General features: G+C 59.4%; 23 protein-coding genes. 15 read left to right on the plus strand and 8 right to left on the minus strand.

The window, feature by feature from the left end:
• The first annotated feature begins 70 nt into the window (after positions 1 to 70).
• The 5 genes from ICY20_RS11245 (at position 71) to ICY20_RS11265 (ending at position 3200) form a co-directional block, all read left to right on the plus strand.
• Positions 71 to 241: a YhfG family protein gene (locus ICY20_RS11245; protein WP_016979054.1), complete on the plus strand. Its 171-nt coding sequence runs from the start codon at positions 71 to 73 to the stop codon at positions 239 to 241.
• On the plus strand, positions 241 to 840 hold the full coding sequence (locus ICY20_RS11250) for a putative adenosine monophosphate-protein transferase Fic (RefSeq protein WP_194937496.1): 600 nt from the start codon (positions 241 to 243) through the stop codon (positions 838 to 840). The genes ICY20_RS11245 and ICY20_RS11250 overlap by 1 nt, the downstream gene beginning before the upstream one ends.
• Before the next feature lie 192 nt (positions 841 to 1032).
• Complete coding sequence (locus ICY20_RS11255; protein WP_159963315.1) at positions 1033 to 1515, plus strand: hypothetical protein; 483 nt, start codon at positions 1033 to 1035, stop codon at positions 1513 to 1515.
• 286 nt (positions 1516 to 1801) lie between these two features.
• The gene (locus ICY20_RS11260; RefSeq protein WP_159960848.1) at positions 1802 to 2158 is read left to right on the plus strand and encodes a DUF1493 family protein; all 357 of its coding nucleotides are present in this window, start codon (positions 1802 to 1804) and stop codon (positions 2156 to 2158) included.
• 178 nt (positions 2159 to 2336) lie between these two features.
• Positions 2337 to 3200, plus strand: coding sequence for a DMT family transporter (locus ICY20_RS11265; protein WP_228758380.1), 864 nt, complete (start codon positions 2337 to 2339; stop codon positions 3198 to 3200).
• Between the two features lie 57 nt (positions 3201 to 3257).
• On the opposite strand, the gene ICY20_RS11270 is transcribed toward ICY20_RS11265, so the two are convergent.
• Complete coding sequence (locus ICY20_RS11270) at positions 3258 to 4799, minus strand: phosphoenolpyruvate carboxykinase (RefSeq protein ID WP_194937497.1); 1542 nt, start codon at positions 4797 to 4799, stop codon at positions 3258 to 3260.
• Positions 4800 to 4978: 179 nt separating this feature from the next.
• Entirely contained in the window at positions 4979 to 5881 is a 903-nt protein-coding gene (gene hslO / locus ICY20_RS11275) for an Hsp33 family molecular chaperone HslO (RefSeq protein WP_194937498.1), read from the minus strand.
• 104 nt (positions 5882 to 5985) lie between these two features.
• Here hslO and ICY20_RS11280 point away from each other — a divergent pair, with 104 nt between their 5' ends.
• Complete coding sequence (locus ICY20_RS11280) at positions 5986 to 6789, plus strand: phosphatase PAP2 family protein (RefSeq protein ID WP_159960844.1); 804 nt, start codon at positions 5986 to 5988, stop codon at positions 6787 to 6789.
• A 135-nt stretch (positions 6790 to 6924) separates the two neighbouring features.
• Here ICY20_RS11280 and ICY20_RS11285 read toward each other — a convergent pair whose 3' ends face one another.
• On the minus strand, positions 6925 to 7332 hold the full coding sequence (locus ICY20_RS11285) for an RNA-binding S4 domain-containing protein (RefSeq protein ID WP_122485987.1): 408 nt from the start codon (positions 7330 to 7332) through the stop codon (positions 6925 to 6927).
• A 298-nt stretch (positions 7333 to 7630) separates the two neighbouring features.
• Here ICY20_RS11285 and rimB point away from each other — a divergent pair, with 298 nt between their 5' ends.
• Both rimB and rimK read left to right on the plus strand, forming a co-directional pair.
• A complete protein-coding gene (rimB, locus tag ICY20_RS11290) occupies positions 7631 to 8113 on the plus strand; it encodes a retropepsin-like aspartic endopeptidase RimB (protein WP_159960842.1) in 483 nt (160 codons plus the stop codon).
• The gene (rimK, locus tag ICY20_RS11295) at positions 8110 to 9015 is read left to right on the plus strand and encodes a 30S ribosomal protein S6--L-glutamate ligase (RefSeq protein ID WP_003187674.1); all 906 of its coding nucleotides are present in this window, start codon (positions 8110 to 8112) and stop codon (positions 9013 to 9015) included. Before rimB ends, rimK begins: the two co-directional genes overlap by 4 nt.
• 75 nt (positions 9016 to 9090) lie before the next feature.
• Here the strand turns inward: rimK and ICY20_RS11300 are convergent, their stop codons facing one another.
• Together ICY20_RS11300 and ompR are read right to left on the minus strand one after the other, a co-directional pair.
• A complete protein-coding gene (locus ICY20_RS11300; protein ID WP_159960840.1) occupies positions 9091 to 10404 on the minus strand; it encodes an ATP-binding protein in 1314 nt (437 codons plus the stop codon).
• 117 nt (positions 10405 to 10521) lie between these two features.
• The gene (gene ompR / locus ICY20_RS11305; RefSeq protein WP_015373500.1) at positions 10522 to 11262 is read right to left on the minus strand and encodes an osmolarity response regulator transcription factor OmpR; all 741 of its coding nucleotides are present in this window, start codon (positions 11260 to 11262) and stop codon (positions 10522 to 10524) included.
• 357 nt (positions 11263 to 11619) lie between these two features.
• On the opposite strand from ompR, the gene ICY20_RS11310 reads away from it, so the two are divergent.
• The 7 genes from ICY20_RS11310 to tauD all read left to right on the plus strand — a co-directional run bounded on the left by ICY20_RS11310 (position 11620) and on the right by tauD (position 19841).
• A complete protein-coding gene (locus ICY20_RS11310) occupies positions 11620 to 13956 on the plus strand; it encodes a Tex family protein (protein WP_194937499.1) in 2337 nt (778 codons plus the stop codon).
• Positions 13956 to 14339 (plus strand): PaaI family thioesterase, encoded by a 384-nt coding sequence (locus ICY20_RS11315; RefSeq protein ID WP_159960836.1) that lies wholly within the window; start codon positions 13956 to 13958, stop codon positions 14337 to 14339. The genes ICY20_RS11310 and ICY20_RS11315 overlap by 1 nt, the downstream gene beginning before the upstream one ends.
• A 214-nt stretch (positions 14340 to 14553) precedes the next feature.
• The gene (gene gshA, locus ICY20_RS11320) at positions 14554 to 16137 is read left to right on the plus strand and encodes a glutamate--cysteine ligase (RefSeq protein ID WP_194937500.1); all 1584 of its coding nucleotides are present in this window, start codon (positions 14554 to 14556) and stop codon (positions 16135 to 16137) included.
• 255 nt (positions 16138 to 16392) lie between these two features.
• Positions 16393 to 17370 carry a taurine ABC transporter substrate-binding protein gene (gene tauA / locus ICY20_RS11325; protein WP_194937501.1) on the plus strand — a complete coding sequence of 326 codons (978 nt, stop codon included), beginning with the start codon at positions 16393 to 16395 and terminating at the stop codon, positions 17368 to 17370.
• A gap of 16 nt (positions 17371 to 17386) precedes the next feature.
• Complete coding sequence (gene tauB / locus ICY20_RS11330) at positions 17387 to 18166, plus strand: taurine ABC transporter ATP-binding subunit (RefSeq protein ID WP_159960830.1); 780 nt, start codon at positions 17387 to 17389, stop codon at positions 18164 to 18166.
• Positions 18163 to 18990: a taurine ABC transporter permease TauC gene (tauC, locus tag ICY20_RS11335; protein ID WP_159960828.1), complete on the plus strand. Its 828-nt coding sequence runs from the start codon at positions 18163 to 18165 to the stop codon at positions 18988 to 18990. Before tauB ends, tauC begins: the two co-directional genes overlap by 4 nt.
• Before the next feature lie 14 nt (positions 18991 to 19004).
• A complete protein-coding gene (tauD, locus tag ICY20_RS11340) occupies positions 19005 to 19841 on the plus strand; it encodes a taurine dioxygenase (protein WP_194937502.1) in 837 nt (278 codons plus the stop codon).
• A 126-nt stretch (positions 19842 to 19967) separates the two neighbouring features.
• On the opposite strand, the gene mgrA is transcribed toward tauD, so the two are convergent.
• From mgrA to betT, 3 genes are all read right to left on the minus strand, one after another.
• Complete coding sequence (gene mgrA / locus ICY20_RS11345) at positions 19968 to 21005, minus strand: L-glyceraldehyde 3-phosphate reductase (protein ID WP_049710594.1); 1038 nt, start codon at positions 21003 to 21005, stop codon at positions 19968 to 19970.
• Positions 21006 to 21113: 108 nt separating this feature from the next.
• Entirely contained in the window at positions 21114 to 22442 is a 1329-nt protein-coding gene (locus ICY20_RS11350; RefSeq protein ID WP_194937580.1) for an OprD family outer membrane porin, read from the minus strand.
• Between the two features lie 189 nt (positions 22443 to 22631).
• Positions 22632 to 24593: a choline transporter BetT gene (gene betT, locus ICY20_RS11355; RefSeq protein ID WP_194937581.1), complete on the minus strand. Its 1962-nt coding sequence runs from the start codon at positions 24591 to 24593 to the stop codon at positions 22632 to 22634.
• Between the last annotated feature and the right edge of the window lie 390 nt (positions 24594 to 24983).

Consider the following 24983-nt stretch of genomic DNA (forward strand, 5'->3'; position numbering starts at 1 on the left):
GGTTTTATCGCGCCTACCTACTGAAGCATTGCGCTACAATCAAGTCTTGCTAACCCAGGAGCACGCTGCGATGAGCGAACCGACGTTTGAGCAAAAACAGGATCACTACCACAAGATCCGCCGCTCCAATTACCTGGCCAGCCTGCGCCTGGAAGGGTTCGATACCCAACCGGCCGACGTCGACAAACCCTTGCCGACCCGCGAAGCCGTTCTCGCCAAGTACCGCAACACCCCACGCTGATGCTCGACAAATACGGAGTGGGCCAGGACCCGTACTGCTATCCCGGTAGCAGCGTGCTGCGCAACCGCCTCGATTTGCACGACGAAACCCTCCTGCACCAAGCCGAGCGAGAATTATCCGAAATTGCCGTAGGCAGCCTCCCTCTTTTCCCGCCGCCTTACGACCTCGAACGCCTGCAACATATCCACCGCACCCTGTTCGGCGACATCTACGACTGGGCGGGTGAGCTGCGCAGCGTCAACATCCAGAAAGGCGACACGCTGTTCTGCACCCCGGAACGCATTCCCCCGGAAGCGGCGAAAATCATCCGGCATATGGAAGAGGCCAACTGGTACGTGGGCTCGACTCAGGCCGAGCTGGTGACGCGGGTTGCCGAAGCCTATGGCGACCTCAACGTCATCCACCCCTTCCGCGAAGGCAACGGCCGTGCGCAGCGGATTTTGTTCGAGCAGATCATCGTGAATGCGGGGTATTCGGTGAATTGGTGGCTGGTAAAGCACGCGGCGTGGGTGCCGGCGAATATTGATGCGGTGGCGTGTGATTACCGGGGGTTGGAGGCGATTTTTGAGCGGTGTATCAGTAGGCCTGCAAGCAACTGATAGCCCCCCCCAAACACGGTCCGATTTCGCACAGATTGTCCCGTCAAACCAAAAAATCGGAAAGCGCTGTAAGAAACCGCCAAAACCCGCGCCATCCCCTTCCCAAACTGCTTAAAACCACCTCCCGCCCCTCTACAAAACTCACCTGCGCCTGACCGAAACTAGCGCCCTTTCAACAGCCCTGCAAAAAACATGAACATCGAAAGGACCCAATACATTGGCCATTACGGCGTCACGTTCAGCGTGCTGCGCTTTATCGTCTTGCCTATCAATCGACATTCACTTGCAAACCTTTGCTTGTTAGAAGCAGGCACTTCTGCAAACGAGGTGCGCCAGCGACTCGTGGATATCTACGAGAAAATGCTAGCTCGTGATTTGCCTTGCGCGATGACTATCGTGGTTTCCAAGCCACTGACGCGAATACAGGCAGACCGACTGAACGAGCAAGGAACTATCACTGCAGGATTGATCGCCAGTGCTGTTTCGGCACCGATCAGCCTCGTATCGCCATTTCTGGGAGCCCCTGTCGCAGGCATTGTCGGCCTGACGGTTAAGGATGCAATCCGCAGCTATCACGCAGGAGACGTCATCATTGGCATAGACGCACAGGTCTCCGGCGGCATCGGCCCTCAACGATCATTGTCACCCATGATCCGAAAGTTCCTGGGAGGCTGAGGAGGTGACTAAATATTTCCCTTGGATAACCCTGATCATCTTTGTAGTACTTACCGCTGTACTGGATCGAAAATTGAAGCACCCCGCAATCAGGAAATGGTTTGGGTTAGCGCTTATGATTGCAGGCCCAGCACTCCTATTCGGCGCCGCGTCCTGGGTGGCACAGTTACAGTTTTTCAGTCTTCCGATAATTGCCTTCGTCACAGGCATCAGCTTTTTGTTCAACCGCAACAAGCACAATAGACAACACAACCACCCTCCCCACCCACTCCTGCGTGCCCCCACCATGAACCTGGCCCCTGACCTCCCCGACGACCCCGAGATGCAGCAACTGCTGCAACTGATCCACGAAGAAATCGGCCTGCCGAAACACAAGAACATACGGCTGAAAACCGCGATCAACTTCGACCTTGGCTGCGATGGCGCCGAGGCCAAGCAGTTTATGGAGGCCGTGGAACAAACGTTTGAGTTCGACCTGGGCGACTACGATGCCTACCGTTACTTCAACCCGCCGGTGTTCGATGTGTTCCTCAAACACCGCGCCAAAGGCCGAGGCGACAAAATCCCGCTGACTATCGGTATGCTCTACTTAGCCATCAAGACCCATAGCTGGGACACGCAGACCCTGGAGAACCTTAGCTAGTCCAACGCACAACACAGATCCAATGTGGGAGGGGCGGTGCGACGATTCGACTTGCCCCCGATTGCAGTGTGTCAGTCAGCACATCGGGCACTGACACTCCGCTATCGGGGGCAAGCCCGCTCCCACATTGGATCTGCGCTAACCTGGCGAGCGGCGTACAAAACAACAAGGACCTTACATGGACGTAATAATGGGCCTACTGGCTGCTCTGCTCTGGGGCGGCACGGACTTTCTCGTCGGCCTAAACGCCCGCGCAGTCGGCGTAAAACGCGCCGTGTACTTCGGCCAAGCCCTCGGCTTCCTGATCATGACCCTGCTGTTGGTTATCCTCCCCGCATTCCTTTTCAAATCCTTCGAAGCCCCGCTCAGCGTCTGGCTGCTGGGTATCGCCGCTGCCCTGTTCACCGTCTCTGGCGCCCTTGCCCTGTCCAAGGCCTTCGCCCTGGGTAAAGCTGCCATCGTCGCGCCACTGGTGACGTCCTACGGCGTAGTCACCACGCTACTGTCCTGGGCAAGCGGAGAACACATCAGCCTGATCCAGTTGGGGTGCATCGCCGTGTGCGTGATCGGTGTCATCCTCTCCAGCATTCACAAAGACAACGGCACGCCTCACAACAACCCACAGCTGTCCATCGCCTACGCCATGCTTGCCGCGCTGCTCTATGGCACCAGCTTCTGGCTGCAAGGGCGCTACACACTGCCGGCGTTGGGGCCGATCACCATGTTGTGGCTGGGTTACCTGGTGGGCCTGTGCGTGTTGGTATTGATGGTGCTGAAGATCAAGGACGGCCTGAAGATCCCGCCGCTGAAAAACTGCGCGACGTTGACCGGCGCGAGCTTGATGAACCTGGGAGGGTTCTCGGCGTTTTCGTGGGGGGCGATGGCGGGGTCTGTATCGGTGGTGACGGTAATCAGTACATTGTCAGGCGGGATCGCGGCGATCCTGGGGTTTGTGTTTTTCAAGGAGCGGTTGTCGGCGGTGCAGGTGCTAGGGGTTGTGCTGGTGCTGGTCGGCGCGGTGGTGTTGCACATCGCCCATTAACCTTTCGCGCACAAAAAAGCCGCCCACAAGGGGCGGCTTTTTCACAACCAACGAATCTTACAACTTGGGACCCGCAGCCTTGATCGCATCGCTCACTTCAAACTTCTTGAAGTTCTCGATGAACAAGCCAGCCAGCGCCTTCGCCGCTTCATCGTAGGCAGCCTTGTCAGCCCAGGTGTTACGTGGGTTCAACAGGCCAGTCTCAACGCCCGGTACGGCCAGTGGCACGTCGAGGTTGATGGTGTCGAGGTGTTCGGTTTCAGCACCGATCAACGCGCCGCTCTGGATCGCTGCGATCACGCCGCGAGTGGTCGGGATGTTGAAGCGGTTGCCAACGCCGTAGCCGCCGCCGGTCCAGCCGGTGTTGACCAGGTAGACCTTGGAGCCGAAGCCGCGGATGCGCTTGATCAGCAGCTCAGCGTATTCGCCAGCCGGACGCGGGAAGAACGGTGCGCCGAAGCAGGTGGAGAAGGTCGACTTGATGCCGCCGCCAGAGCCCATTTCAGTCGAACCCACCAGTGCGGTGTAGCCGGACAGGAAGTGGTAGGCCGCTTGTTCTTCGCTGAGGATCGACACAGGTGGCAGTACGCCGGTCAGGTCGCAGGTCAGGAAGATCACCGCGTTTGGCTCGCCGCCCAGGTTCTGCTCGGAACGCTTGGCAACGTGCTCCAGCGGGTACGCGGCGCGGCTGTTCTGGGTCAGGCTGACGTCGGTGTAGTCGGCGTGCTTGGCGTCGTTGATCACGACGTTTTCCAGCACGGCGCCGTGCTTGATGGCTTTCCAGATGACCGGCTCGTTCTTCTCGGACAGGTCGATGCACTTGGCATAGCAACCGCCTTCGATGTTGAACACTACGCCTTCACCCCAGCCGTGTTCGTCGTCACCGATCAGGTAACGGCTTTCATCGGCGGACAGGGTGGTTTTACCGGTGCCCGACAAACCGAAGAACAGGGTCACGTCGCCTGCTTCGCCAATGTTGGCGGCGCAGTGCATCGGCAGTACGTCGGAAGCCGGCAGCAGGAAGTTCTGCACCGAGAACATGGCTTTTTTCATTTCACCGGCGTAACGCATGCCAGCGATCAGCACTTTTTTCTCTGCGAAGTTGAGGATCACGCAACCGTCGGAGTTGGTGCCATCACGCTCTGGCACGCACTCGAAGTTGGCCACGTTGAGCACTTGCCACTCTTCACGGCCGGCCGGGTTGTACTGGGCCGGGTTGATGAACAGGCAACGACCGAACAGGTTCTGCCAGGCAGTCTGGGTGGTCATTTTCACGGCGAGGTAGTGGTCTTCGGCCGCACCTACGTGAACGTGGGAAACGAAATGCTCTTGCGCGTTGTTGAACGCCTCGACGCGCGCCCACAGGGCATCGAACTTGTCGGCCGGGAACTTGCGGTTGATCGGGCCCCAGGCGATAGCGTCCTGAGTAGTAGGCTCTTCAACGATGAAACGATCGACTGGCGAACGACCGGTACGGTGACCGGTTTCTACGACCAGTGCGCCAGTATCGGCAAGCACGCCTTCACCGCGCTGCAGGGCTTCTTTGACCAGATCGTCAACACTCAGATCGGTGTATACGGCGTTATTGGCTTGCGTCATGAGGTTCCCCGTCGGCCTATGGCCGAGTGCTCCAAACGTTTTGTAGTAGAAAGTTGCGCACTACTACCGCGAAAAAAGTGGGCCGGATTATGCCAGAAAAGCCCAAAAAGAGTAGGGCCCTCCCGTCAGAACTGCGCTAATCCGGCGTTTGGCAGGCGATTTACCTGTGCTTAAACGTTTTAGTGGCGGGTATCGGAAGGGGTGTCGATGCCTGCGCCGACGAACAATTGCACTACATCGGCAGCATCGAACAGGTAGCGCTGGTTACAGAACTGGCAGTCGATCTCGATATGGCCGCCGTGCTCCACCACCAGGTTCTGCGCGTCTTCCAGGCCCAGGCTGACCAGGGCATTGCCCGACCGCTCGCGGGAGCAGCTGCAATTGAAGCACAGGGCTTGTGCGTCAAACAGTCGCACGGCTTCTTCGTGGTACAAGCGATGCAGGATGGTTTCGTTGTCCAGGCCCAGTTGCTCTTCAGCGGTGAGGGTGCCGGCCAGGGCCGTCAGCTTGCGCCAGCTGTCGGTGCGCTCATCCTCGTCCTTGATGCGATCAGCCGGCAGTTGTTGCAACAGCATGCCCCGGGCGCGCTTGCCATCGGCGTTGAGCCAGAACTTGGTACCGACCTGCTGAGACATCACGAAGTAGTTGGTGAAGCAGTCCGACAGGGTTTCGCCGTCCAGGTCGACGATGCCTTGATAGCGCTGGCCTTCGGTGGGGTCGACGGTGATCGCCAGGACGCCATTGGCCATCAGGTCGGACAAGGTGGCGTCCGGGGCAATCTGGTCGGCTTCGTAACGGGCCAAACCACGGATTTCACGCTCGCTGGAGCATTCGATCATCAGCATCGGCACCGGACCTTCGGAGCGCGCCTGCAAAATCAGCAAACCGTCGAACTTCATGGTGCCTACCAGCAACGCAGCCGCCGCCATCAGCTCACCGAGCAGTTGCGCGACCGGCTCCGGATAGGGGTGCTTGGCGAGGACTTCGGCGTAGCTGCGCTCCAGCGAAACCAGTTCGCCACGGGCGTCGGTCTCATCGAAGATGAAGCGTTGGGTGAAGTCGGTATCCGGTAGATCAGTCATAGGTCTGGGTATCTGAATTGGTGACAAATTGATTACAAGGTTTATAAAATTAAACGCTTTAGCACCAATTTGGTGCGATTCTTTAAAGCACTGGGAGACAGTTTATGAACAATCCGGGTTTGTTCCAAGCCAAGTGGAACCTCGGGCGATGGGCCGCTTGCAATCTACTCGCTATCGGGCTGCTGTGTTTTTGGCTGTGGCCCACGGGCCAGATGCTGTGTGTGATTTTCGACGAATGGCTGTTTCATCTAGTTAATGACCCGCTGGCGACCAACGCGACGTGGCTGCACGTGTGGGCCGTCGCCAGTTTGCGGCCGTTTGATGCGGTGGTCGGCGTGATCCTGTTGGCGCTGCTGATTCGCGGCGACTGGGTGTTCAAGGCCGTGCAAGTGCGTCAGGCGGTGCTGGGTTTTATCGGCATTTTGTTGCTGCTGCTATTTATCCGCATGCTGTTTTCCAAACTCGCGGCGCAGATGGGTTGGCAACACAGTAGCCCGTCGATGGTCATCAACGGCGCGATTCAGATGAGTGACTATTTCCCGGGGCTGGAGAAAACCTGGGAGTTGAAAGACCGCTCCAGCCAGAGTTTCCCGGGGGACCATGCTTCTGTGTTGTTGATCTGGGGGATGTTCATGACGGTGTTTGCCCAGCGGATCAGCCAAGTGCTGGTGATCTGGGGGTTGGCGTTGCTGTTCATGATGCCGCGCTTGGTAGCAGGGGCGCATTGGGGCCAGGACGACTATATCGGCGGTGTGTTGCTGGCGTTGCTGGCTTTGGGGTGGGGGTATTACACGCCGTTTGCGGCGAAGGTGTCTGAGGGGTTGTTACGGGTGACGGCGCCGCTATTCGGTGTGCTGGGCAAACTGCCGTTGATCAGGAGATTGAGCGTCATGCGCACAACTGCTTAACACAGCAGGTAAATGTGGGAGGGGGCTTGCCCCCGATTACAGAGTGTCAGACAACCCATCAGTGACAGATACACCGCTATCGGGGGCAAGCCCCCTCCCACATTCAATTCTGCTTTTGGCTGGAGATTTGCGTAGTCAGTCGTCATTGCCACTGCCGCGAAACTTGAACAAATCGCGGCGTTGCTTCTTGCTCGGTTTGCCATCGGTGCTTAACCCCATGGCGCCAGCCTTGCGCATCGCCGCCGCATTTTCGCGCTTGGCAATACTGGCTTCAGTCTCAGCGTACAGCGCCTGCGCTTCAGGCGCGCCACGGCGCACGATGGAAAGTGCTTGTACCACGACGGTCTTTTCGTCAAACCCGGTGCGAATCTGGAACTCGTCGCCGACACGCGGCTCCTTGCCCGGCTTGCAGCGCTCGCCGCGATGGTGCACCTTGCCGCTCTCGATGGCCGCCTTGGCCAAGGCACGCGTTTTAAAAAAGCGCGCAGCCCACAACCACTTGTCCAAACGGACTTTTTCTTCCTCTTCCTGCTTTTGAGCCACTTGAATTCCTCGCTCTGAAAAATGTCGCAACTTTACCGTTGAAACCCTTCGACGCATAAACCCCAAGGCTCACCTAAGATACGCCAGGCACCGCGAAATTTGCGCGACTTTCCCATACGTCGATTGATTACCGAAGCCTGAGCGATATCTGTCGCCATTTGCCGAATATTCTGCGTGAATACCGCGAATTCGGCACCGAGCCCTAAACGAGGTTTCGGGAATTGTCACAATCCGTGAGCAGTTGGACGTTACTGTCCTCGACGACTACGAAACATTTCTGAATTGCCGGTTATCCATATTGAAGACATTTGACCATTTGACCGTTGTCGGTCTGCGTGAGTGGGTGGCACTTCCCGACTTGGGAGTGGCGGGCCTGCGTGCAAAGATCGACACCGGTGCCAGCACCTCCAGCCTGCACGCCACCGATATCGAGCCGTTTGAGCGCGACGGTGAGAAGTGGGTGCGCTTTACCGCGCACCTGGGCAGCGTGGTGCAATTGCGTCACCGCCGCTGCGAAGCGCTCTTGGTGACGATGAAAACCATCAAGAGCTCCAACGGCCACGCGCAGGTGCGCTATGTGATCAGCACCACCCTGGCGCTGGGTGATCGGGTATGGCGGGTGGAATTCACCCTGGCCTGCCGCAAAGCCATGCGTTACCGCCTGTTGCTTGGTTCCAAAGCTCTGATTGACGGCCAGTTGGTGGTCAATCCAGGCGTTAAGTACGTTCAAGACAAGCCGGTGTTCCCGGTCTCTACTATTTCTGCCCCAGGTGCTGCATGAAGATTGCTGTGCTGTCGCGAAACCCGCGTCTGTATTCCACCCGTCGCCTGGTCGAGGCCGGCACTGAACGTGGCCACGAAATGGTGGTGATCGACACGTTGCGTGCCTATATGAACATTGCCAGTCATAAGCCGCAGATCCACTACCGTGGCAAGCCGCTGGAAGGTTTCGATGCGGTGATCCCGCGTATCGGTGCTTCGGTGACTTTCTATGGCTGCGCCGTGTTGCGCCAGTTTGAAATGATGGGGGTGTTTCCCCTCAATGAATCCGTGGCCATTGCACGCTCGCGGGACAAATTGCGCTCGCTGCAGTTGCTGTCGCGCCGCGGTATTGGCCTGCCGGTCACCGGTTTCGCCCACTCCCCGGACGACATCCCCGACCTGATAGAGATGGTCAACGGCGCACCTTTGGTGATCAAGGTGCTGGAAGGCACCCAGGGCATCGGTGTGGTGCTGTGTGAGACCGCCACCGCGGCCGAGTCGGTGATCGAAGCGTTCATGGGCCTCAAGCAGAACATCATGGTGCAGGAATACATCAAGGAAGCGGGTGGTGCGGATATCCGCTGCTTCGTGGTGGGTGACAAGGTGATCGCAGCGATGAAACGCCAGGCCAAGCCCGGCGAGTTCCGTTCCAACCTGCACCGTGGCGGCAGCGCCAGCCTGATCAAGATCACCCCGGAAGAACGCATGACTGCACTGCGGGCGGCCAAGGTAATGGGGTTGAGTGTGGCGGGTGTGGATATCTTGCGCTCCAACCATGGCCCGTTGGTGATGGAGGTGAATTCATCGCCGGGCCTGGAGGGGATTGAAACCACAACCGGCAAGGATGTGGCCGGGATCATCATTCAGCATCTGGAGAAGAATGGTGGGCCGAATATGACTCGGACCAAGGGCAAGGGCTGAAATACAGTTTTAAGGCAACGCAAGACCAGTGTGGGAGCTGGCTTGCCTGCTCCCACATTTGATCTTCAGTGATCGTTAGACCGCGTCTCTGGGCAACATCAGCCCAAGCGGCAAACGCACCCGCGCTTCCAGGCCGCCGTCTTCACGGTTGCGCAACTCGACATTGCCGCCATGCATCGAAGCAATCCGCCGCACAATCGCCAGCCCCAGGCCAGTGCCTTTGCCGCCCCGCGCCCTGTCACCACGGGTGAATGGGTTGAAGATGCCTTCCAGCTCATCCGGATCGATACCCGCCCCCCGATCCATCACACTCAACACCACATAAGGCGCTGCGCTGTCACCGGACACATACGCTGCCACTTCCACATCTGAACCGGCGTGGTGCAAGGCGTTGCCAATCAGGTTGTTCAACAGCCGCTTCATCGACACCCGGCGCAAGGCAAATGGCTGGATCGGCTCCAGGCGCATGCGTACCTGCTCGCCATTCTGGTTATAGGGTGCCACCACCTCGCGAACCAACTCCGTCAGGTCGACCTCCTCCACCACTTCATCACGGCCATCGCGGATAAACGCCAGGAACTGATCCAGGATGGCATCCATGTCCTCGATATCACGAACCATGTCGTCGGTAAGGTCGCTATGGTTGCCCATCAGTTCCAAGGAAAGCCGCAACCGCGTCAACGGCGTGCGCAGGTCATGGGACACCCCAGCCAACATCAGCTCGCGTTCACGCCCGGCCTGTTCGACATCTTCCGCCATCTGGTTGAACGCCCCATACACTTCGGTCATCTCACTGGGCGTATCGCTCACCGGCAAGCGCACACTGCGCCCCTGCCCGAGTTGGCGGGCGGCAAACACCAGGCGTTTAAGGGGTTGGTTAAGCTGGCGGACGAAAATCCACGCAGACGCCGTTGAAAGCAACCCAATCGCGAGGAACCAGCCCAGCACGTTCCAAATCTTCTGCCCCCGCAGCGGATGCGGGTACAGCGGCACTTTCAGCCAATCCTCGCCAAGGCTCGGCGCTCGCACCCACAACGCGGGCGACACGTGCATGCGCAGCCGCACCTCGGTGTCTTCGCCGAGTTCAGCCTGCATCTGGCGCTGGTAAATCTCGCTGTAGGGCCAATGTTGCTCACCCTCTGGCACGCCGGCACCCGCGACGCGCACCAACGTGGCAGCCTTGGCGATCTTCTCGCGGTTCTCGGGGTCGGCAGCCCAATAGGCGCGCAGCGTCAGGGCGACGCCGTGGCTGTACTGTCGGTCTACCAGCACGTCTTCGTTCATCAATAGATAAACCAGCGTAAGTGCCTTGGAGAACAGAACGACGATCAGCACCAGCCAAAGGGTGCGAGAGAAAAAGCTTTGCGGGAACCACAGCGGGGTTTTCATAGGAGACTGCTAGACACCTTGCAGGAACGAGCGGCGCTCGCAGAATCGCAGACGCCGGGCATCCCGTCGACTCTCATGGAGCCAAACGCCAGGATACCCGCCCCTGCAAAACATCGGTCACTTGGTCGCGGTGCCATCCGGCACAAACACATAACCCACGCCCCACACCGTCTGGATATACCGCGGCTTGGACGGGTCTGGTTCGATCATCCGGCGCAGACGCGAAATCTGCACGTCGATGGAACGCTCCAGAGCATCCCATTCCCGGCCACGGGCCAGGTTCATCAGCTTGTCTCGGGTCAACGGCTGACGGGCGTTCATCACCAGCGCCTTGAGCACTGCGAATTCGCCGGTGGTGAGCATGTGCACTTCATCGCCACGCTTGAGCTCACGAGTGGCCAGCGACAGCTCGTAGTCGCCAAAGGTGACGCTTTCGTCTTCGCTGCCGGGTGCGCCCGGTACTGGCGGAGCCTGGCGACGCAATACGGCCTTGACCCGCGCCATCAACTCATCAGGGTTGAACGGCTTGGCCAGGTAGTCATCAGCGCCCAGTTCAAGGCCCTTGATGCGGCTCAGCTCATCGCCCTTGGCGGTGAGCATGATGATTGGAATCTGGTTGTTCGCGCCGCGCAGGCGTTTGCAGGCGGTGAGGCCGTCTTCGCCGGGCAGCATCAGGTCGAGTACGACCAGGTTGAATACTTCACGCCCCAACAGACGGTCCATCTGCTCGGTGTTTGGCACCGCGCGGGCACGGTAGCCCTTGGAATTGAAGAAACGCTCCAGCAGGCTGCTCAGCCCTGGATCGTCATCAACGATGAGAATTTTTTCGCCTTCAGCAGTTTGTGCAGTGCTGCTCATTGGATGCTCCTCTTATCTCGGCGCGCATTATGGCGTAGCTGTCGTTATACGCACCGTGTGCATTGTTAGCAGATTTTTCCTCTACCGCCAGTGAACCCTTGCCCAGCAACCGTTGGCGCAATCCCCACCCAGCACAGAACGCTGGTTATAATGCGGCGCCTTCGTGCAGGGCGACGTCAGATCGTTGCTATTTAGTGTCGGGCTTTTTTTCACCCGCTTGTCGTGATTTTTTCGATTTCGAGGGTCAATAGGCTGCCTTTTGACCCAGGCAGCGGCGCCAGTCGGGCCGCTCAACCAGCTTCGCCGGGCCTTGTTTTGCGGGCCTGCCGGGCTGCTTTCAGAATTTCAGGTGGTTTTATGGACAGCATCAACAGCCGCATCGCCGAGGAACTCGGTGTACGCCCCCAACAGGTCGAAGCGGCCGTCGCTCTACTGGATGAGGGCTCTACGGTGCCTTTCATCGCCCGTTACCGTAAAGAGGTGACCGGCAGCCTCGACGACATCCAACTGCGTCACCTGGAAGAGCGCCTGCGCTACCTGCGAGAACTCGACGAACGGCGCATCAGCATCCTCGCCAGCATCGAAGAACAGGGCAAACTGACGCCGCAACTTGAGCGCGACATCAAGCTCGCCGACACCAAGACGCGCCTCGAAGACCTTTACCTGCCCTACAAACAAAAACGCCGCACCAAGGGCCAGATCGCCCTGGAAGCCGGCCTGGGCGACCTCGCCGACGGCCTGTTCAACGACCCGGCCCTGACCCCGGACACTGAAGCCGCCCGCTTCATCGACGCCGAAAAAGGCGTAGCCGACGTGAAGGCCGCCCTCGAAGGCGCCAAGTACATCCTCATGGAGCGCTTCGCCGAGAACGCCAGCCTGCTGGAAAAACTGCGCACCTACCTCAAACAGGAAGCCATCCTCAGCGCCCGCGTCATCGCTGGCAAAGAGGAAGAAGGCGCCAAGTTCCGCGACTACTTCGAACACGACGAACCGCTCAAAAGCATGCCGTCCCACCGTGCCCTGGCGATTTTCCGCGGGCGCAACGAAGGCATTCTCAGCTCCGCGCTCAAAGTCGGTGACGAACTGCCAGGCAGCATGCACCCGTGCGAAGGCATGATCGGTCAACAATTCGGCATCCAAAATCAGAATCGTCCTGCGGATAAGTGGCTGGGTGAAGTGGTGCGCTGGACCTGGAAGGTCAAGCTCTACACCCACCTCGAAACCGACCTGCTGGGCGAGTTGCGCGACGGCGCCGAAACCGAAGCGATCAACGTGTTCGCCCACAACCTGCACGACCTGCTGCTGGCCGCGCCGGCCGGCCCACGCGCCACCCTGGGCCTCGACCCGGGCCTGCGCACCGGCTGCAAAGTGGCCGTGGTCGACTCCACCGGCAAGCTGCTGGACCACGCCACCGTGTACCCGCACGTGCCGCACAACAAGTGGGACCAGACCCTCGCGATCCTGGCTGCGCTGTGCGCCAAGCACGCCGTGGACCTGATCGCCATCGGCAACGGCACCGCCAGCCGTGAGACCGACAAGCTGGCCGCCGAGCTGATCAAAAAATACCCAGCCATGAAGATGACCAAAGTCATGGTCTCCGAGGCGGGCGCTTCGGTGTACTCGGCGTCGGAACTGGCCTCCAAGGAATTCCCGGACCTCGACGTGTCGATCCGTGGCGCGGTGTCCATCGCCCGTCGCCTGCAAGATCCGCTGGCCGAGCTGGTGAAAATCGACCCTAAATCCATCGGCGTTGGCCAGTACCAGCACGACGTGTCGCAGCTGAAACTGGCACGCGGCCTGGATGCGGTGGTGGAAGACTGCGTAAACGCCGTGGGCGTGGACGTGAACACCGCGTCCGTGGCGCTGCTGGCGCGTATCTCCGGCCTCAATGCCACTCTGGCGCAGAACATCGTTACTCACCGTGACGAAAATGGCGCGTTCAAAACCCGCGCGGCGCTGAAAAAAGTCGCACGCCTGGGCGAAAAAACCTTCGAACAAGCCGCTGGTTTCCTACGCGTAATGAACGGCGACAACCCGCTGGATTCTTCCGCAGTCCACCCGGAAGCCTACCCGCTGGTGCAACGCATCGCCGCCGAGACCGACCGTGACATCCGCTCGCTGATCGGCGACGCCGCGTTCCTCAAACGCCTGGACCCGAAGAAGTACACTGACGAAACCTTCGGTGTTCCGACCATCACCGACATCCTGCAAGAGCTGGAAAAACCTGGCCGCGACCCGCGTCCCGAGTTCAAGACTGCCGAGTTCCAGGACGGCGTCGAAGACCTCAAGGACCTGCAACTGGGCATGATCCTCGAAGGCGTGGTCACCAACGTGACCAACTTTGGCGCTTTTGTGGACATCGGCGTGCATCAGGACGGTTTGGTGCATATCTCCGCACTTTCGGAGAAATTCATCAAAGACCCGCGTGAAGCGGTGAAAGCCGGTGATGTGGTTAAGGTCAAGGTCATGGAAGTCGACATCCCGCGTAAACGTGTGGGCCTGTCGATGCGCATGAGCGATACCCCTGGCGAGAAAATCGACGGCGCCCGCGGTGCACGTCCGGGCTCGGCACCACGCCAGTCGCAGAACCGCTCTGAAAACAGCGCACCGCGCAAAGAAACCGCGACCGCTGCGCCAAGCAACAACGCCATGGCTTCGCTGTTTGCCAACGCCAAACAGTTGAAGAAGCGTTGATGGAAGTCCCGGCCGGCTTGACCCAGAGCGCATTCAGCGAACTGATCGGCTGCCGCCTGCAACGCCTTGAAGAAGGCGTTGCCGAGGTGGCCCTGACCCTGGAGCCGCACCTGCGCAACCGCGCAGGCAAGCTCCATGGCGGGGCGATTTTCAGCCTGGTGGACATCACCATGGGGTTGGCCTGCTCCAGTGCCCATGGTTTCGACCAGCAGAGCGCAACCATCGAATGCAAAATCAACTACATCCGCGCCGTGGAAGACGGTGATGTGCTGTGCACCAGCCGAGTGATTCACGCCGGCCGGCGTACGTTGGTGGTCGAGGCGGATGTGTACCAGGACGAAAAACTGGTCGCAAAAGCACAAGGCACCTTCGCTGTCCTATAGCTCCCCACCCTCGATTTGAGTTAATTTCGGCGCTGCACACACAGCGTCGGAATTTTCTTGCTGCGCTATAGCCCAATTCATGGAGTGAAGTCGGCTTTTTCAGAGCGGGTCAAATCGACTCTTAACCAGGCGAAAACGCCAGTTTTAACTTCACCCTTGTAGACCGTCCTGCCCACCCCCATATTGGGGCGACTGACGCGTGAAGGAATCCAACTTGAGCGAACTTCTCAACCGCCGCCTGGCCCTGCTCGGCAAGCGCGAACACCTCTCTCTGCTTGAGCAATGCTTGCACGGCATCGAGCGCGAATGCCTGCGTGTCACCGGTGAGGGTCGCCTGGCACAAACGCCGCACCCCGAAGCCCTGGGCGCCGCGTTGACCCACGAACAGATCACCACGGACTATTCGGAGTCGCTGCTGGAGTTCATCACTCCCGCCCTGCCCAAACCGGCCGACACGTTGGGGAGCCTCGACAAGATCCACCGTTTTGCCTACAGCAAGCTCGGCACCGAGTACCTGTGGAGCCCGTCGATGCCGTGCCCGTTGCCGGCCGAGGAAGATATTCCGATTGCCTACTACGGCACCTCCAATATCGGGCAGCTCAAGTACGTGTATCGCAAGGGCCTGGCCCTACGTTACGGCAAGACCATGCAATGCATTGCCGGCATTCACTACAACTTTTCCCTGCCGGAACAGCTGTGGCCGTTGCTCAAGGAGACCGAAGGGTTTGTCGGCACCGACCGCGACTTCCAGTCTGATGCCTATATTGCGCTGATCCGTAACTTCCGCCGCTACAGCTGGCTGCTGATGTACTTGTTCGGTGCCTCGCCGGCCCTGGACGCGGGTTTCCTGCGTGGTCGCTCGCACCAGTTGGAAGTGTTGGACGCCGACACCCTGTACCTGCCGTACGCCACCAGCCTTCGCATGAGCGACCTGGGTTACCAGAGCAACGCCCAGGCCGGCCTGACCCCGTGCTACAACGACCTGGCCAGCTACACCGACAGCCTGCGCGAAGCGGTGGCAACGCCCTACGCGCCCTACGTCGAAATCGGCACCCATCAGGACGGTGAGTGGGTGCAACTCAACACCAACATCCTGCAGATCGAAAACGAGTACTACTCCAACATTCGCCCCAAGCGCGTGACCTACACCGGCGAGCGGCCGATCCAGGCGTTGGTGGCCCGTGGCATCCAGTACATCGAAGTGCGTTGCCTGGACATCAACCCGTTCCTGCCGATGGGTATCGACTTGCAAGAGTCGCGCTTCCTCGATGCGTTCCTGCTGTATTGCGCGCTGAACGACAGCCCGTTGTTCGCCAGCAACGAGTGCGGCAACGCCACGTCCAACTTCCTCAGCGTGGTCAAGGAAGGTCGCCGACCGGGCCTGCAATTGCAGCGCGATGGCCAGCCTGTGGACATGAAGGAATGGGCCGCCGAGCTGCTGGAAAAAATCGCACCGCTAGCCGCCTTGCTCGATGAGAGCCACGGCATCAGCGAGCACAGCCAGGCGCTGGACGCCCAGTTGGCGAAGGTCAAGGATTCGTCCCTGACGCCGTCGGCCCAGGTGCTGGCAGCGATGGCCGAGCGTAAAGAGAGTTTTGCGCAGTTCTCCCTGCACCAGAGCCAGGTGCATGCCGAGCATTTCCGCAAGGAGCCGCTGCCGGCTGAAGAGCAGGCACGTTTTGAAGAGCTGGCGCGTAAATCGCTGGCGCAACAGGCGGAGCTGGAGCAGAACGAAGTGGGTGATTTTGATGTGTTCGTAGGGTCGTACCAGGCCAGCATCCTCGCAATCAGCAACTGACAATTGCCCTGTTGAAATGGGGTCAAATGTGGGAGGGGGCTTGCCCCCGATAGCTGAGTGTCAGTCAATGAATAGGTGACTGATACACCGCTATCGGGGGCAAGCCTCCTCCCACATTTGCCCTCATTGAATTGAAGACCTGCTACTACCCTTCTTCTACTAAGCTAATTCGAAAATGTTATTTATTTTCGAGTTCTTAGATCATTTAGTCTCCTCACACGCCGACCCTCGGCCGCCTGATTGAGGAGCTTCCCCTTGAAACTATTGACCCCTCTGCGCCTCTTGGCCGCATTGTCCCTGGCCGGTGCCAGCCTGTTTGCCCAGGCGGCGGATGTGACCATTGCTTACCAGACCACCGTAGACCCGGCCAAAGTCGCCCAGGCCGACGGCGCGTATGAAAAAGCCACCAACGCCAAGATCAACTGGCGCAAATTCGACAATGGCGCCGATATCATCGCCGCCATCGCGTCCGGCGACGTGCAGATCGGCTACCTCGGTTCCAGCCCGCTGACCGCTGCCATCACCCGCAAAGTACCGGTAGAAACCTTCCTCGTTGCTACCCAGATCGGCGGCGCCGAAGCCCTGGTGGCGCGCAACGGTTCGGGCATCAACAGCCCACAGGACCTGATCGGTAAAAAAATCGCCGTGCCCTTCGTTTCCACCGGCCACTACAGCCTGCTGGCTGCGCTGAAACACTGGAACATCGACCCGTCCAAAGTCACCATCCTCAACCTCGCGCCACCGGCGATCATCGCCGCCTGGAAACGCGGCGATATCGACGCCACCTACGTATGGGACCCAGCCCTCGGCGTAGCCAAGGAAAACGGCAAGGTGTTGATCACCTCCGGCGAACTGGCCAAGTTTGGCGCACCGACTTTCGATGCCTGGATCGTGCGTAAGGATTTTGCCGAGAAGCACCCGGAAATCGTCACAGCCTTCGCCAAAGTCACTCTGGATGCCTACGCCGCCTACCGCAAAGACCCACAAGCCTGGCTCGCAGACAAAGGCAACGTCGACAAACTGGTGAAACTCTCCGGCGCCAAGGCCGCTGATATCCCACTGCTGCTGCAAGGCAACGTCTACCCGCTGGCCGCTGACCAAGTGACCCTGCTGGGCGCACCGACCACCAAGGCCGTGACCGATACCGCTGCGTTCCTCAAGGAACAAGGCAAGGTCGATGCCGTGCTGCCGGACTACGCGCCTTACGTCAGCGCCAAGTTCATTACCAACTGATCAGGAGTTCATCGCGATGGCCTTGCTACAGCTGGAGCGCATCAGCGCACAGTACCCAGGCGCCACACAACCGGTACTGTCTGACATCTCAATCGATCTGGGGCCTCAGCAATTGCTGGTGGCCCTTGGCCCGTCCGGCAGTGGCAAGACTTCGCTGTTGAACCTGATCGCCGGCTTTGTCGAACCCTCTTCCGGGCGCATCACCCTCGATGGCGTGCCGGTCAAAGGCCCCAGCGCCGAGCGTGGCGTGGTGTTCCAGGACGACGCCTTGCTGCCCTGGCAGGACGTGCTGGCCAACGTGGGCTTTGGCCTGGAACTGGCGGGTGTGCCCAAGGCGCAGCGAGAAGTGCGCGCCCAGGAAATGTTGGCCCTGGTCGATCTGGCTGGCTTCGACAGCCGGCGTATCTGGCAGCTTTCGGGTGGCCAGAAGCAACGCGTCGGCCTGGCCCGTGCGTTGGCTGCCGACCCGCGCGTATTGCTGATGGACGAACCCTTCGGCGCCCTCGATGCCTTCACCCGCGAACAGATGCAGGCGCTACTGCTGCAAGTTTGGCGGCGCACGGCGAAGCCGGTGTTCCTGATTACCCACGACATCGAAGAGGCGGTATTCCTCGCCACTGACTTGATCTTGCTGGCGCCCAACCCGGGGCAGATCGTCGAACGCCTGAGCCTGGACTTCGGCCAGCGCTATGCCGCCGGCGAATCGGCGCGGGCGATCAAGTCCGACCCGCGCTTTATCGAAACCCGCGAACACGTGCTGGGCAAAGTGTTCTCCCAACGGCAGGTGTCCGCATGAGCAGCTACGAACTCGCCGCCAAGCCGGTGGTGCACGCGGTTATACCGGTGCGTCGCAGCTTGAGTACCCGCTGGATCAGTGTATTGACCCTGGCCACCTTGCTCGCTCTTTGGTGGGCCGTCACCGCCACCGGTTTGATCGAACCCCTGTTCCTGCCGCCGCCCTCTGCCGTGCTGCAAAAAGGCTGGCTGCTGGCGACCAGCGGCTATATGGACTCCACGCTGTGGCAACATTTGGCCGCAAGCCTCAGCCGAATCGGCCTGGGCCTGGGCTTTGCCGTACTGACCGCAGTGCCGGTGGGCATTGCCATCGGTTCCAACCGCATTGCCCGTGGCGTGCTCGACCCCTTGATCGAGTTCTACCGGCCGATCCCGCCGCTGGCCTACCTGCCATTGATCGTGATCTGGTGCGGCATTGGCGAGCTGTCCAAAGTGCTTCTGATTTACCTGGCGATCTTTGCGCCCATTGCCATCGCCACCGCCACCGGCGTGCGCACCGTCGACCCGGCCAAGTTGCGGGCGGCGCAATCGTTGGGCGCGACCCGCGCCCAATTGATTCGCCACGTGATCCTGCCTAGCGCCCTGCCCGACATCCTCACTGGCGTGCGCATTGGCCTGGGTGTGGGTTGGTCCACCTTGGTTGCCGCCGAACTGATCGCGGCCACCAGCGGCCTGGGCTTTATGGTGCAGTCGGCGGCGCAGTTTTTGGTCACCGATGTGGTGGTGCTGGGCATCCTGGTCATCGCGTTAATCGCCTTCGCCATGGAAATGGGCCTGCGTGCCCTGCAGCGTAAATTGGTGCCCTGGCATGGCCAGGCACATTGAGTAATGAGAACCACATGAGCAGCCTGACCGTTACCCCATTAAGCACCGCCTTGGGCGCCCAGATCAGTGGCGTCGACATCACCCAACCGTTGAGCATTGAAGAGCGCGACGCCATCGAGCAGGCGTTGCTCACGCACTCGGTGCTGTTCTTTCGCGGCCAGCCGATCACCCCGCAACAGCAAGCACGTTTCGCGGCGAATTTCGGTGACCTGCACATTCACCCGATCTACCCCAACGTGCCGGAACAGCCCGAAGTGCTGATCCTCGACACTGCCGTCACCGACGTGCGCGACAATGCCGTGTGGCACACCGACGTGACCTTCTTGCCCACCCCGGCGCTCGGTGCGGTACTCAGTGCCAAGCTGTTGCCGGCGTTTGGTGGCGACACGTTGTGGGCCAGCGGGATTGCCGCGTATGAGGCGCTGTCAGAGCCGTTGAAGCACTTGCTCGACGGGCTCACCGCTACCCACGACTTCACCAAATCCTTCCCGCTGGAGCGCTTTGGCAACACCGCCGAAGACCTCGCCCGCTGGGAAGAAACCCGCAAGAAGAACCCGCCGTTGTCCCACCCGGTGGTGCGTACGCACCCGGTGAGCGGGCGAAAATCGCTGTTCGTCAGCGATGGCTTTACCACCAGGATCAACGAACTGGAACCTGCGGAAAGCGAAGCGATTTTGAAGCTGTTGTTCGCTCACGCCACCCGCCCTGAATTCACCATCCGCTGGCGCTGGCAGGAAAACGACGTAGCGTTCTGGGACAACCGCGTGACCCAGCACTACGCGGTGGATGATTACCGACCGCAGCGGCGCGTGATGCACCGGGCGACAATCCTGGGCGACGTACCGTTCTAAAGACTGACGACGTTCAAAATGTGGGAGCGGGCTTGCTCGCGAAAGCGGTGTGTCAGAGAAGGATTGACTGACTGATCCACCGCCATCGGGAGCAAGCCCCCTCCCACATTGACCGAGTGCTACAGGTTACTCAGCGGTAGATGGCTTTTCCCACAGGTTGATCCCGCCTTCCTGGGCAAAACGGTCGATCTCCGCCAACTCTTCAGCACTGAAGCTCAAGTTCTTCAACGCGCCGACGTTTTCAATGATCTGCTCCGGCCGGCTTGCACCGATCAGCGCACTGGTCACCCGCGGATCACGCAGGGTCCAGGCCAGTGCCAGTTGCGCCAAACTCTGGCCACGACGCTGGGCGATTTCATTCAATGCACGCACGTGAGCAATGTTCTCTTCAGACAAGTGCTTGGCCTGCAACGAACCACCGCCCGGACGGTTCACCCGCGCATCTGCCGGTACGCCGTTGAGGTATTTGTCGGTCAGCAAACCTTGGGCCAGCGGCGTGAACGCGATCACCCCGGCGCCGAGTTCTTCGGTGGTGTCCAACAGGTCTTTTTCCACCCAGCGGTTGAGCAGGTTGTAGGCCGGTTGGTGGATCAGCAGCGGCACTTTCCACTCTTTGAGCAGGGCAGCGATTTCGCGGGTTTTCACCCCGGAGTACGAGGAGATACCGATGTACAACGCCTTGCCTTGTTGCACGGCAGTGGCGAGGGCGCTGGCGGTTTCTTCCAAGGGGGTGTCGGCGTCAAAACGGTGGGAGTAGAAGATGTCGACATAGTCGACGCCCAGACGTTGCAGGCTCTGGTCCAGGCTCGCCAATACGTATTTGCGCGAGCCGCCGCCCTGGCCGTAAGGGCCTGGCCACATGTCCCAACCGGCCTTGCTGGAGATGATCAATTCATCGCGGTAATGCTTGAAATCTTCGCGCAGCAAACGGCCGAAATTGATCTCGGCGCTGCCGTACGGCGGGCCGTAGTTGTTGGCCAGGTCGAAGTGGTTGATACCCAGGTCGAACGCGGTGCGCAACAGGGCGCGCTGGGTGTCGATCGGGGTGCTGTCGCCAAAGTTGTGCCACAGGCCGAGGGACAGTGCTGGCAGCACCAATCCACTGCGGCCTACGCGGCGATACGGGATAGATTCATAGCGGTTTTCGGCAGCAATGTACGTCATCGAATCCTCTCTGGGCTTGGGGCTAATAAGGCCTGGGAATAAGGTTATTCCCAGGCCTTTTAACCCGCTGAATCGCTTAAGTCTGCCCTTTCGTTTTACAGCAATTGCCTACCAGAGTGGAACGACATAGCTGACATAAAAGCGGTTTTCATCCTGCACGGTGGCGCCGCTAATATCGGGGCTGGCGTGGGCGTTTTTCCAAGTCACACCCAGGCCTTTGAGGGTGCCTGCTGGCACTTGATACGCCACCGCAACGTTGCGCTCCCATTCGCTGGTATTGCCCTGTGTGGTGCGGATGTCGTCGCCGTGGGCGTAGGCGGCGGAGAACGTCAGTCCGGTGAGGCCAAGCCTGCCCAAATCGTATTTGTACTGCGCCAGCCAGGTGCGTTCGCCAGCGTGCTGGAATTTGTTCAACTGCATATTGGTGAGTGCCGGGGTGTCGGCGCCTGAGCCTGGGCCTTGGCGGTTATCACCGCTGTTGAGGCCGGAGTCCAGGTAAGGGAAGTCGCTGTCGCCGCTGTTCTTCTGGATGCCCAGGCCGACGGTATGGCCGTCCAGGCTGTAGCTCTCAAGCAGGCTGGCGGTGGTTTGGTTAATGCGCCCTTTATTCACGCCGTCTTCATAGAGACCGCTGGCGGCATAGTCTTTGTCGCCAGCGGCATTGCTACCCACACCCAGGCTGCGAAATACACGAATATCAGTGTCGATTGCGCCCACCGATAAGGCGTCGTGACGCTTGGCGCCGAGGAAGAACTGCTGGTAGTAATCCTCAAGGTTGGAATACCACAGGCTCACCGTGGTGTTCTGGATGCCGGTGTAGTCCGCGCCGCCGAACAGGAAGCGGTCGCTTTCTTTGGTGCCACCCGCGGTGATCATGCCTTGGTCGCCGGTCTCGTTGCGGATCTTGGTCTTGAAGATATCGCCACCGGTGAAGGTGAAATCGCTGAGGTCTTTGGACACCAATTGCACGCCGGTATTGGTCTGCTGGTACAGGCGGCCGTCGGTGTTGGCCAGCACCGGGTTGTTGCCGTACAGCGTACCGATGCGCAGCTCATCCTTGGCAAAACGCATCTTGAACGTAGGGCTGAGTACACCGAACTGGTCGGCGGATTTGCCGTCGTCCAGCGGGAACATGCTGCCGGGGTAGCGGCTTTGGTGATCCTTGTCATTGAGGTCGCCGCCGGAGTCCAGTTTCAAGCCGTAGAACGCCTGCAAATCAAGACCGAAACCCACTGGCCCCTCGGTGTAGCCCGACTTGAAGTTGAACTCGAAACCCTGGCCCCAATCGCGAATGCTGTGGGCCTTGGCATTGCTGTTCACCACATCGCGCCCCTGCTGGTTCAGATAGCGGTTCAGCAGGGTCACATCGGCATGGCTGTCATCGATAAAGTCGGCGTGGGCGGACAGCATAAAGCTCGCCATGGCGGCACCTACCATGGGGCTTAATAACATCTTCATTGTTACCGGTCTCCGTCACTGTACTGAAATGAAAGCGTCAAACGCTTCACACAATTACGCAGTGGCCAGATGACAGTTGCGCGTCAAAACCGGGGTTGGACGGATGAAATTAAATTTAAGAAAGCCCCGTAGAACGGGGCTTTGCGAGGTTTTTGACTGAGCTTTCGGCTAGCGCACCAAGTGCAAGAACTGCAAGTGCCGCTCGTACTGGTCAAGGATGTCGTTGATGATCTGCTCCTTGGTGTAACCCACCAAATCGTAGTCCTGGCTGCCCTCGGCCAAGTGCACTTCCGCCCGGTAGTAGCGGCGGTTGTTGAGCTCCTTGGAACCCATGCCGCCACGGGCGAACGATGGCGTGAAATAACCGCGCATCTGCACCTGATAGATGAACGGATGTTCCTCGCCATGGCCGATTTCGAGGCTGACACTGTCATTGGACGGGTCAGGCTGGGTCCTAACATTCAGGCCCTTCTCGACAAACACGGCGGTCACTTCTTCGATGGCCGGGCGCACCGTCGATTCGAGGAAGCGGTACACCTCGTCCCGCGACGGGAAGTGCACGGCCTGGCTCAGACGCTGACGCCATCCACCGCGACCTTTGCGTGCCGCCGAAACTGGCGCCAGCGAATGCAACTGGGCGATCTGCTTTTGCGACTCCAGGTAGAACGCCTTGTGCAGCCCCCACATCATCAGCAGCAAAATCATCGAGAACGGCAACGAGGTCAGCACCACCGCTGATTTGAGCGAGTCGATACTGCCAGCGAACAACAACGCGCTGGTGACCAGCCCGGTCATCACACCCCAGAACACCCGCAGCCATTTCGGCCCGTCTTCATCGGCGTTACCGCCCTTGGACGACAGTGTTGATAGCACCACCGTGCCGGAGTCGGCCGAAGTGACGAAGAACACGAAGCTGATAAACACCGTGACCGCAATGACGGCCTTGCTCCATGGGTAGGTTTCCAGCAGCAGGTAGAGGCTCATCGATGGATTATCGATGGCCGACTGACCGAGTGCCGCCATGCCGTGGTTGAGCACCTGATCGATGGCGCTGTTGCCGAAGATCGACATCCACGCCAGGGTGAAGCCCAGCGGGATCAGCAGCACGCCAAACACGAATTCGCGGATGGTACGACCACGGGATATACGCGCAATAAACAGGCCCACAAACGGCGACCATGCAATCCACCAGGCCCAGTAAAACACCGTCCAACCGCCCAGCCAGTCGCTGGGTTTGTCGTAGGCGTAAACGTCGAAACTCTTGGTCGGCAACGCGCCCAGGTAGTCACCGATGTTCTGGATCAAGGTGTTGAGCAAATGCTGGGTGGGCCCGGCGAACAACACAAACAGCAGCAGCGCACAGGCCAACAACATGTTGATGTCGGACATCACCCGCACACCCTTGTCGACGCCGGCCACTGCAACGATGATCGCGGCGCCCATCATCAAGGTGATCAACCCGACCTGAATCCACTGCGTGTGGGCAATGCCAAACAGGTAGTCCAGGCCGGAGTTGAGGTGCAGCACGCCAAAGCCCATATCCGCACCAAGCCCGAACACCGTGGCAATGATGCCGAAGCCATCCACCGCGTAACCGATGGGGCCGTTGATGCGCTTGCCGATCAGCGGGTACAACGCCGAACGCAATGCCAGCGGCAGGTTATGCCGGTAAGCGAAGTACGCCAGGGCCATGCCGACAAACGCGAACACGCCCCAGCCGTGCAGGCCCCAGTGCAGAAACAGAATCTGCATGGCTTGGCGTGCGGCGTCGGCGTTCATCGGTGCGCCTTGAGGCGGCTGCACCAAGTGAGTCAACGGCTCGGAGACGCAGAAGAAAAACAGCGTGATGCTGATCCCGGCGGCAAACAGCATGCCTGCCCAGGACAAGTAACTGAATTCGGGCTCGTCGTGGTCGGCACCGAGTTTTATCTTGCCGTAGCCCGATAACGCGGTGACCACCACGAAGACCAGATACAGGGTCATCGCCAGCATGTAGTACCAGCCGACCGTATTGGCCGCCCAGTTTTGCGCCGCCAACAACCACGCACCGGCCTGCTGCGGGATAGCGATGACAGTGATGCCGAACAGCAAAATAAACGTTGCAGCGAAGTAGAAGACCGGCGCATTCATGCGCACCAGGCCACTGGAGGGGGTGGACGATGCACTCATGAACGATGCACCCCGAGGGTTGGGAATGTGGCTGTAAAAAACGGACTCAGCAAAGGTAAGCCTCCTGTTGTGAGCGGGCAGCGAACCACCGGGTTTAACTTGAACGAGTGTTCAAGTTAAACATGGATAGGCGGTTTGGGACTAATCGCAGGGCTGAGTGGTAGGTAGTACCTACACTAGCTCAAGGAAGGGTATGACGGGTCTGGATGACAAATCGTTCAGCAATAGCTGGCTAAAAACGGCTCAAATTTGGAATGCATTTAAAATGTGGGAGCTGGCTTGCCTGCGATAGCGGTGTGTCAGCCACACATAAGGTGCTGATCCACCGCTATCGCAGGCAAGCCAGCTCCC

The sequence above is a fragment of the Pseudomonas pisciculturae genome (genome assembly GCF_015461805.1).
Classification (GTDB): Bacteria; Pseudomonadota; Gammaproteobacteria; order Pseudomonadales; family Pseudomonadaceae; genus Aquipseudomonas; species Aquipseudomonas pisciculturae.

What these genes read in the sequence shown, in the direction of transcription:
- ICY20_RS11245 (WP_016979054.1), top strand. Translation starts at nt 71, where the DNA reads ATGAGCGAACCGACGTTTGAGCAAAAACAGGATCACTACCACAAGATC.
- ICY20_RS11250 (WP_194937496.1), top strand. Translation starts at nt 241, where the DNA reads ATGCTCGACAAATACGGAGTGGGCCAGGACCCGTACTGCTATCCCGGT.
- ICY20_RS11255 (WP_159963315.1), top strand. Translation starts at nt 1,033, where the DNA reads ATGAACATCGAAAGGACCCAATACATTGGCCATTACGGCGTCACGTTC.
- ICY20_RS11260 (WP_159960848.1), top strand. Translation starts at nt 1,802, where the DNA reads ATGAACCTGGCCCCTGACCTCCCCGACGACCCCGAGATGCAGCAACTG.
- ICY20_RS11265 (WP_228758380.1), top strand. Translation starts at nt 2,337, where the DNA reads ATGGACGTAATAATGGGCCTACTGGCTGCTCTGCTCTGGGGCGGCACG.
- ICY20_RS11270 (WP_194937497.1), bottom strand. Translation starts at nt 4,799, where the DNA reads ATGACGCAAGCCAATAACGCCGTATACACCGATCTGAGTGTTGACGAT.
- hslO (WP_194937498.1), bottom strand. Translation starts at nt 5,881, where the DNA reads ATGACTGATCTACCGGATACCGACTTCACCCAACGCTTCATCTTCGAT.
- ICY20_RS11280 (WP_159960844.1), top strand. Translation starts at nt 5,986, where the DNA reads ATGAACAATCCGGGTTTGTTCCAAGCCAAGTGGAACCTCGGGCGATGG.
- rimK (WP_003187674.1), top strand. Translation starts at nt 8,110, where the DNA reads ATGAAGATTGCTGTGCTGTCGCGAAACCCGCGTCTGTATTCCACCCGT.
- ICY20_RS11300 (WP_159960840.1), bottom strand. Translation starts at nt 10,404, where the DNA reads ATGAAAACCCCGCTGTGGTTCCCGCAAAGCTTTTTCTCTCGCACCCTT.
- ompR (WP_015373500.1), bottom strand. Translation starts at nt 11,262, where the DNA reads ATGAGCAGCACTGCACAAACTGCTGAAGGCGAAAAAATTCTCATCGTT.
- ICY20_RS11310 (WP_194937499.1), top strand. Translation starts at nt 11,620, where the DNA reads ATGGACAGCATCAACAGCCGCATCGCCGAGGAACTCGGTGTACGCCCC.
- ICY20_RS11315 (WP_159960836.1), top strand. Translation starts at nt 13,956, where the DNA reads ATGGAAGTCCCGGCCGGCTTGACCCAGAGCGCATTCAGCGAACTGATC.
- tauB (WP_159960830.1), top strand. Translation starts at nt 17,387, where the DNA reads ATGGCCTTGCTACAGCTGGAGCGCATCAGCGCACAGTACCCAGGCGCC.
- tauC (WP_159960828.1), top strand. Translation starts at nt 18,163, where the DNA reads ATGAGCAGCTACGAACTCGCCGCCAAGCCGGTGGTGCACGCGGTTATA.
- tauD (WP_194937502.1), top strand. Translation starts at nt 19,005, where the DNA reads ATGAGCAGCCTGACCGTTACCCCATTAAGCACCGCCTTGGGCGCCCAG.
- mgrA (WP_049710594.1), bottom strand. Translation starts at nt 21,005, where the DNA reads ATGACGTACATTGCTGCCGAAAACCGCTATGAATCTATCCCGTATCGC.
- ICY20_RS11350 (WP_194937580.1), bottom strand. Translation starts at nt 22,442, where the DNA reads ATGGTAGGTGCCGCCATGGCGAGCTTTATGCTGTCCGCCCACGCCGAC.
- betT (WP_194937581.1), bottom strand. Translation starts at nt 24,593, where the DNA reads ATGAATGCGCCGGTCTTCTACTTCGCTGCAACGTTTATTTTGCTGTTC.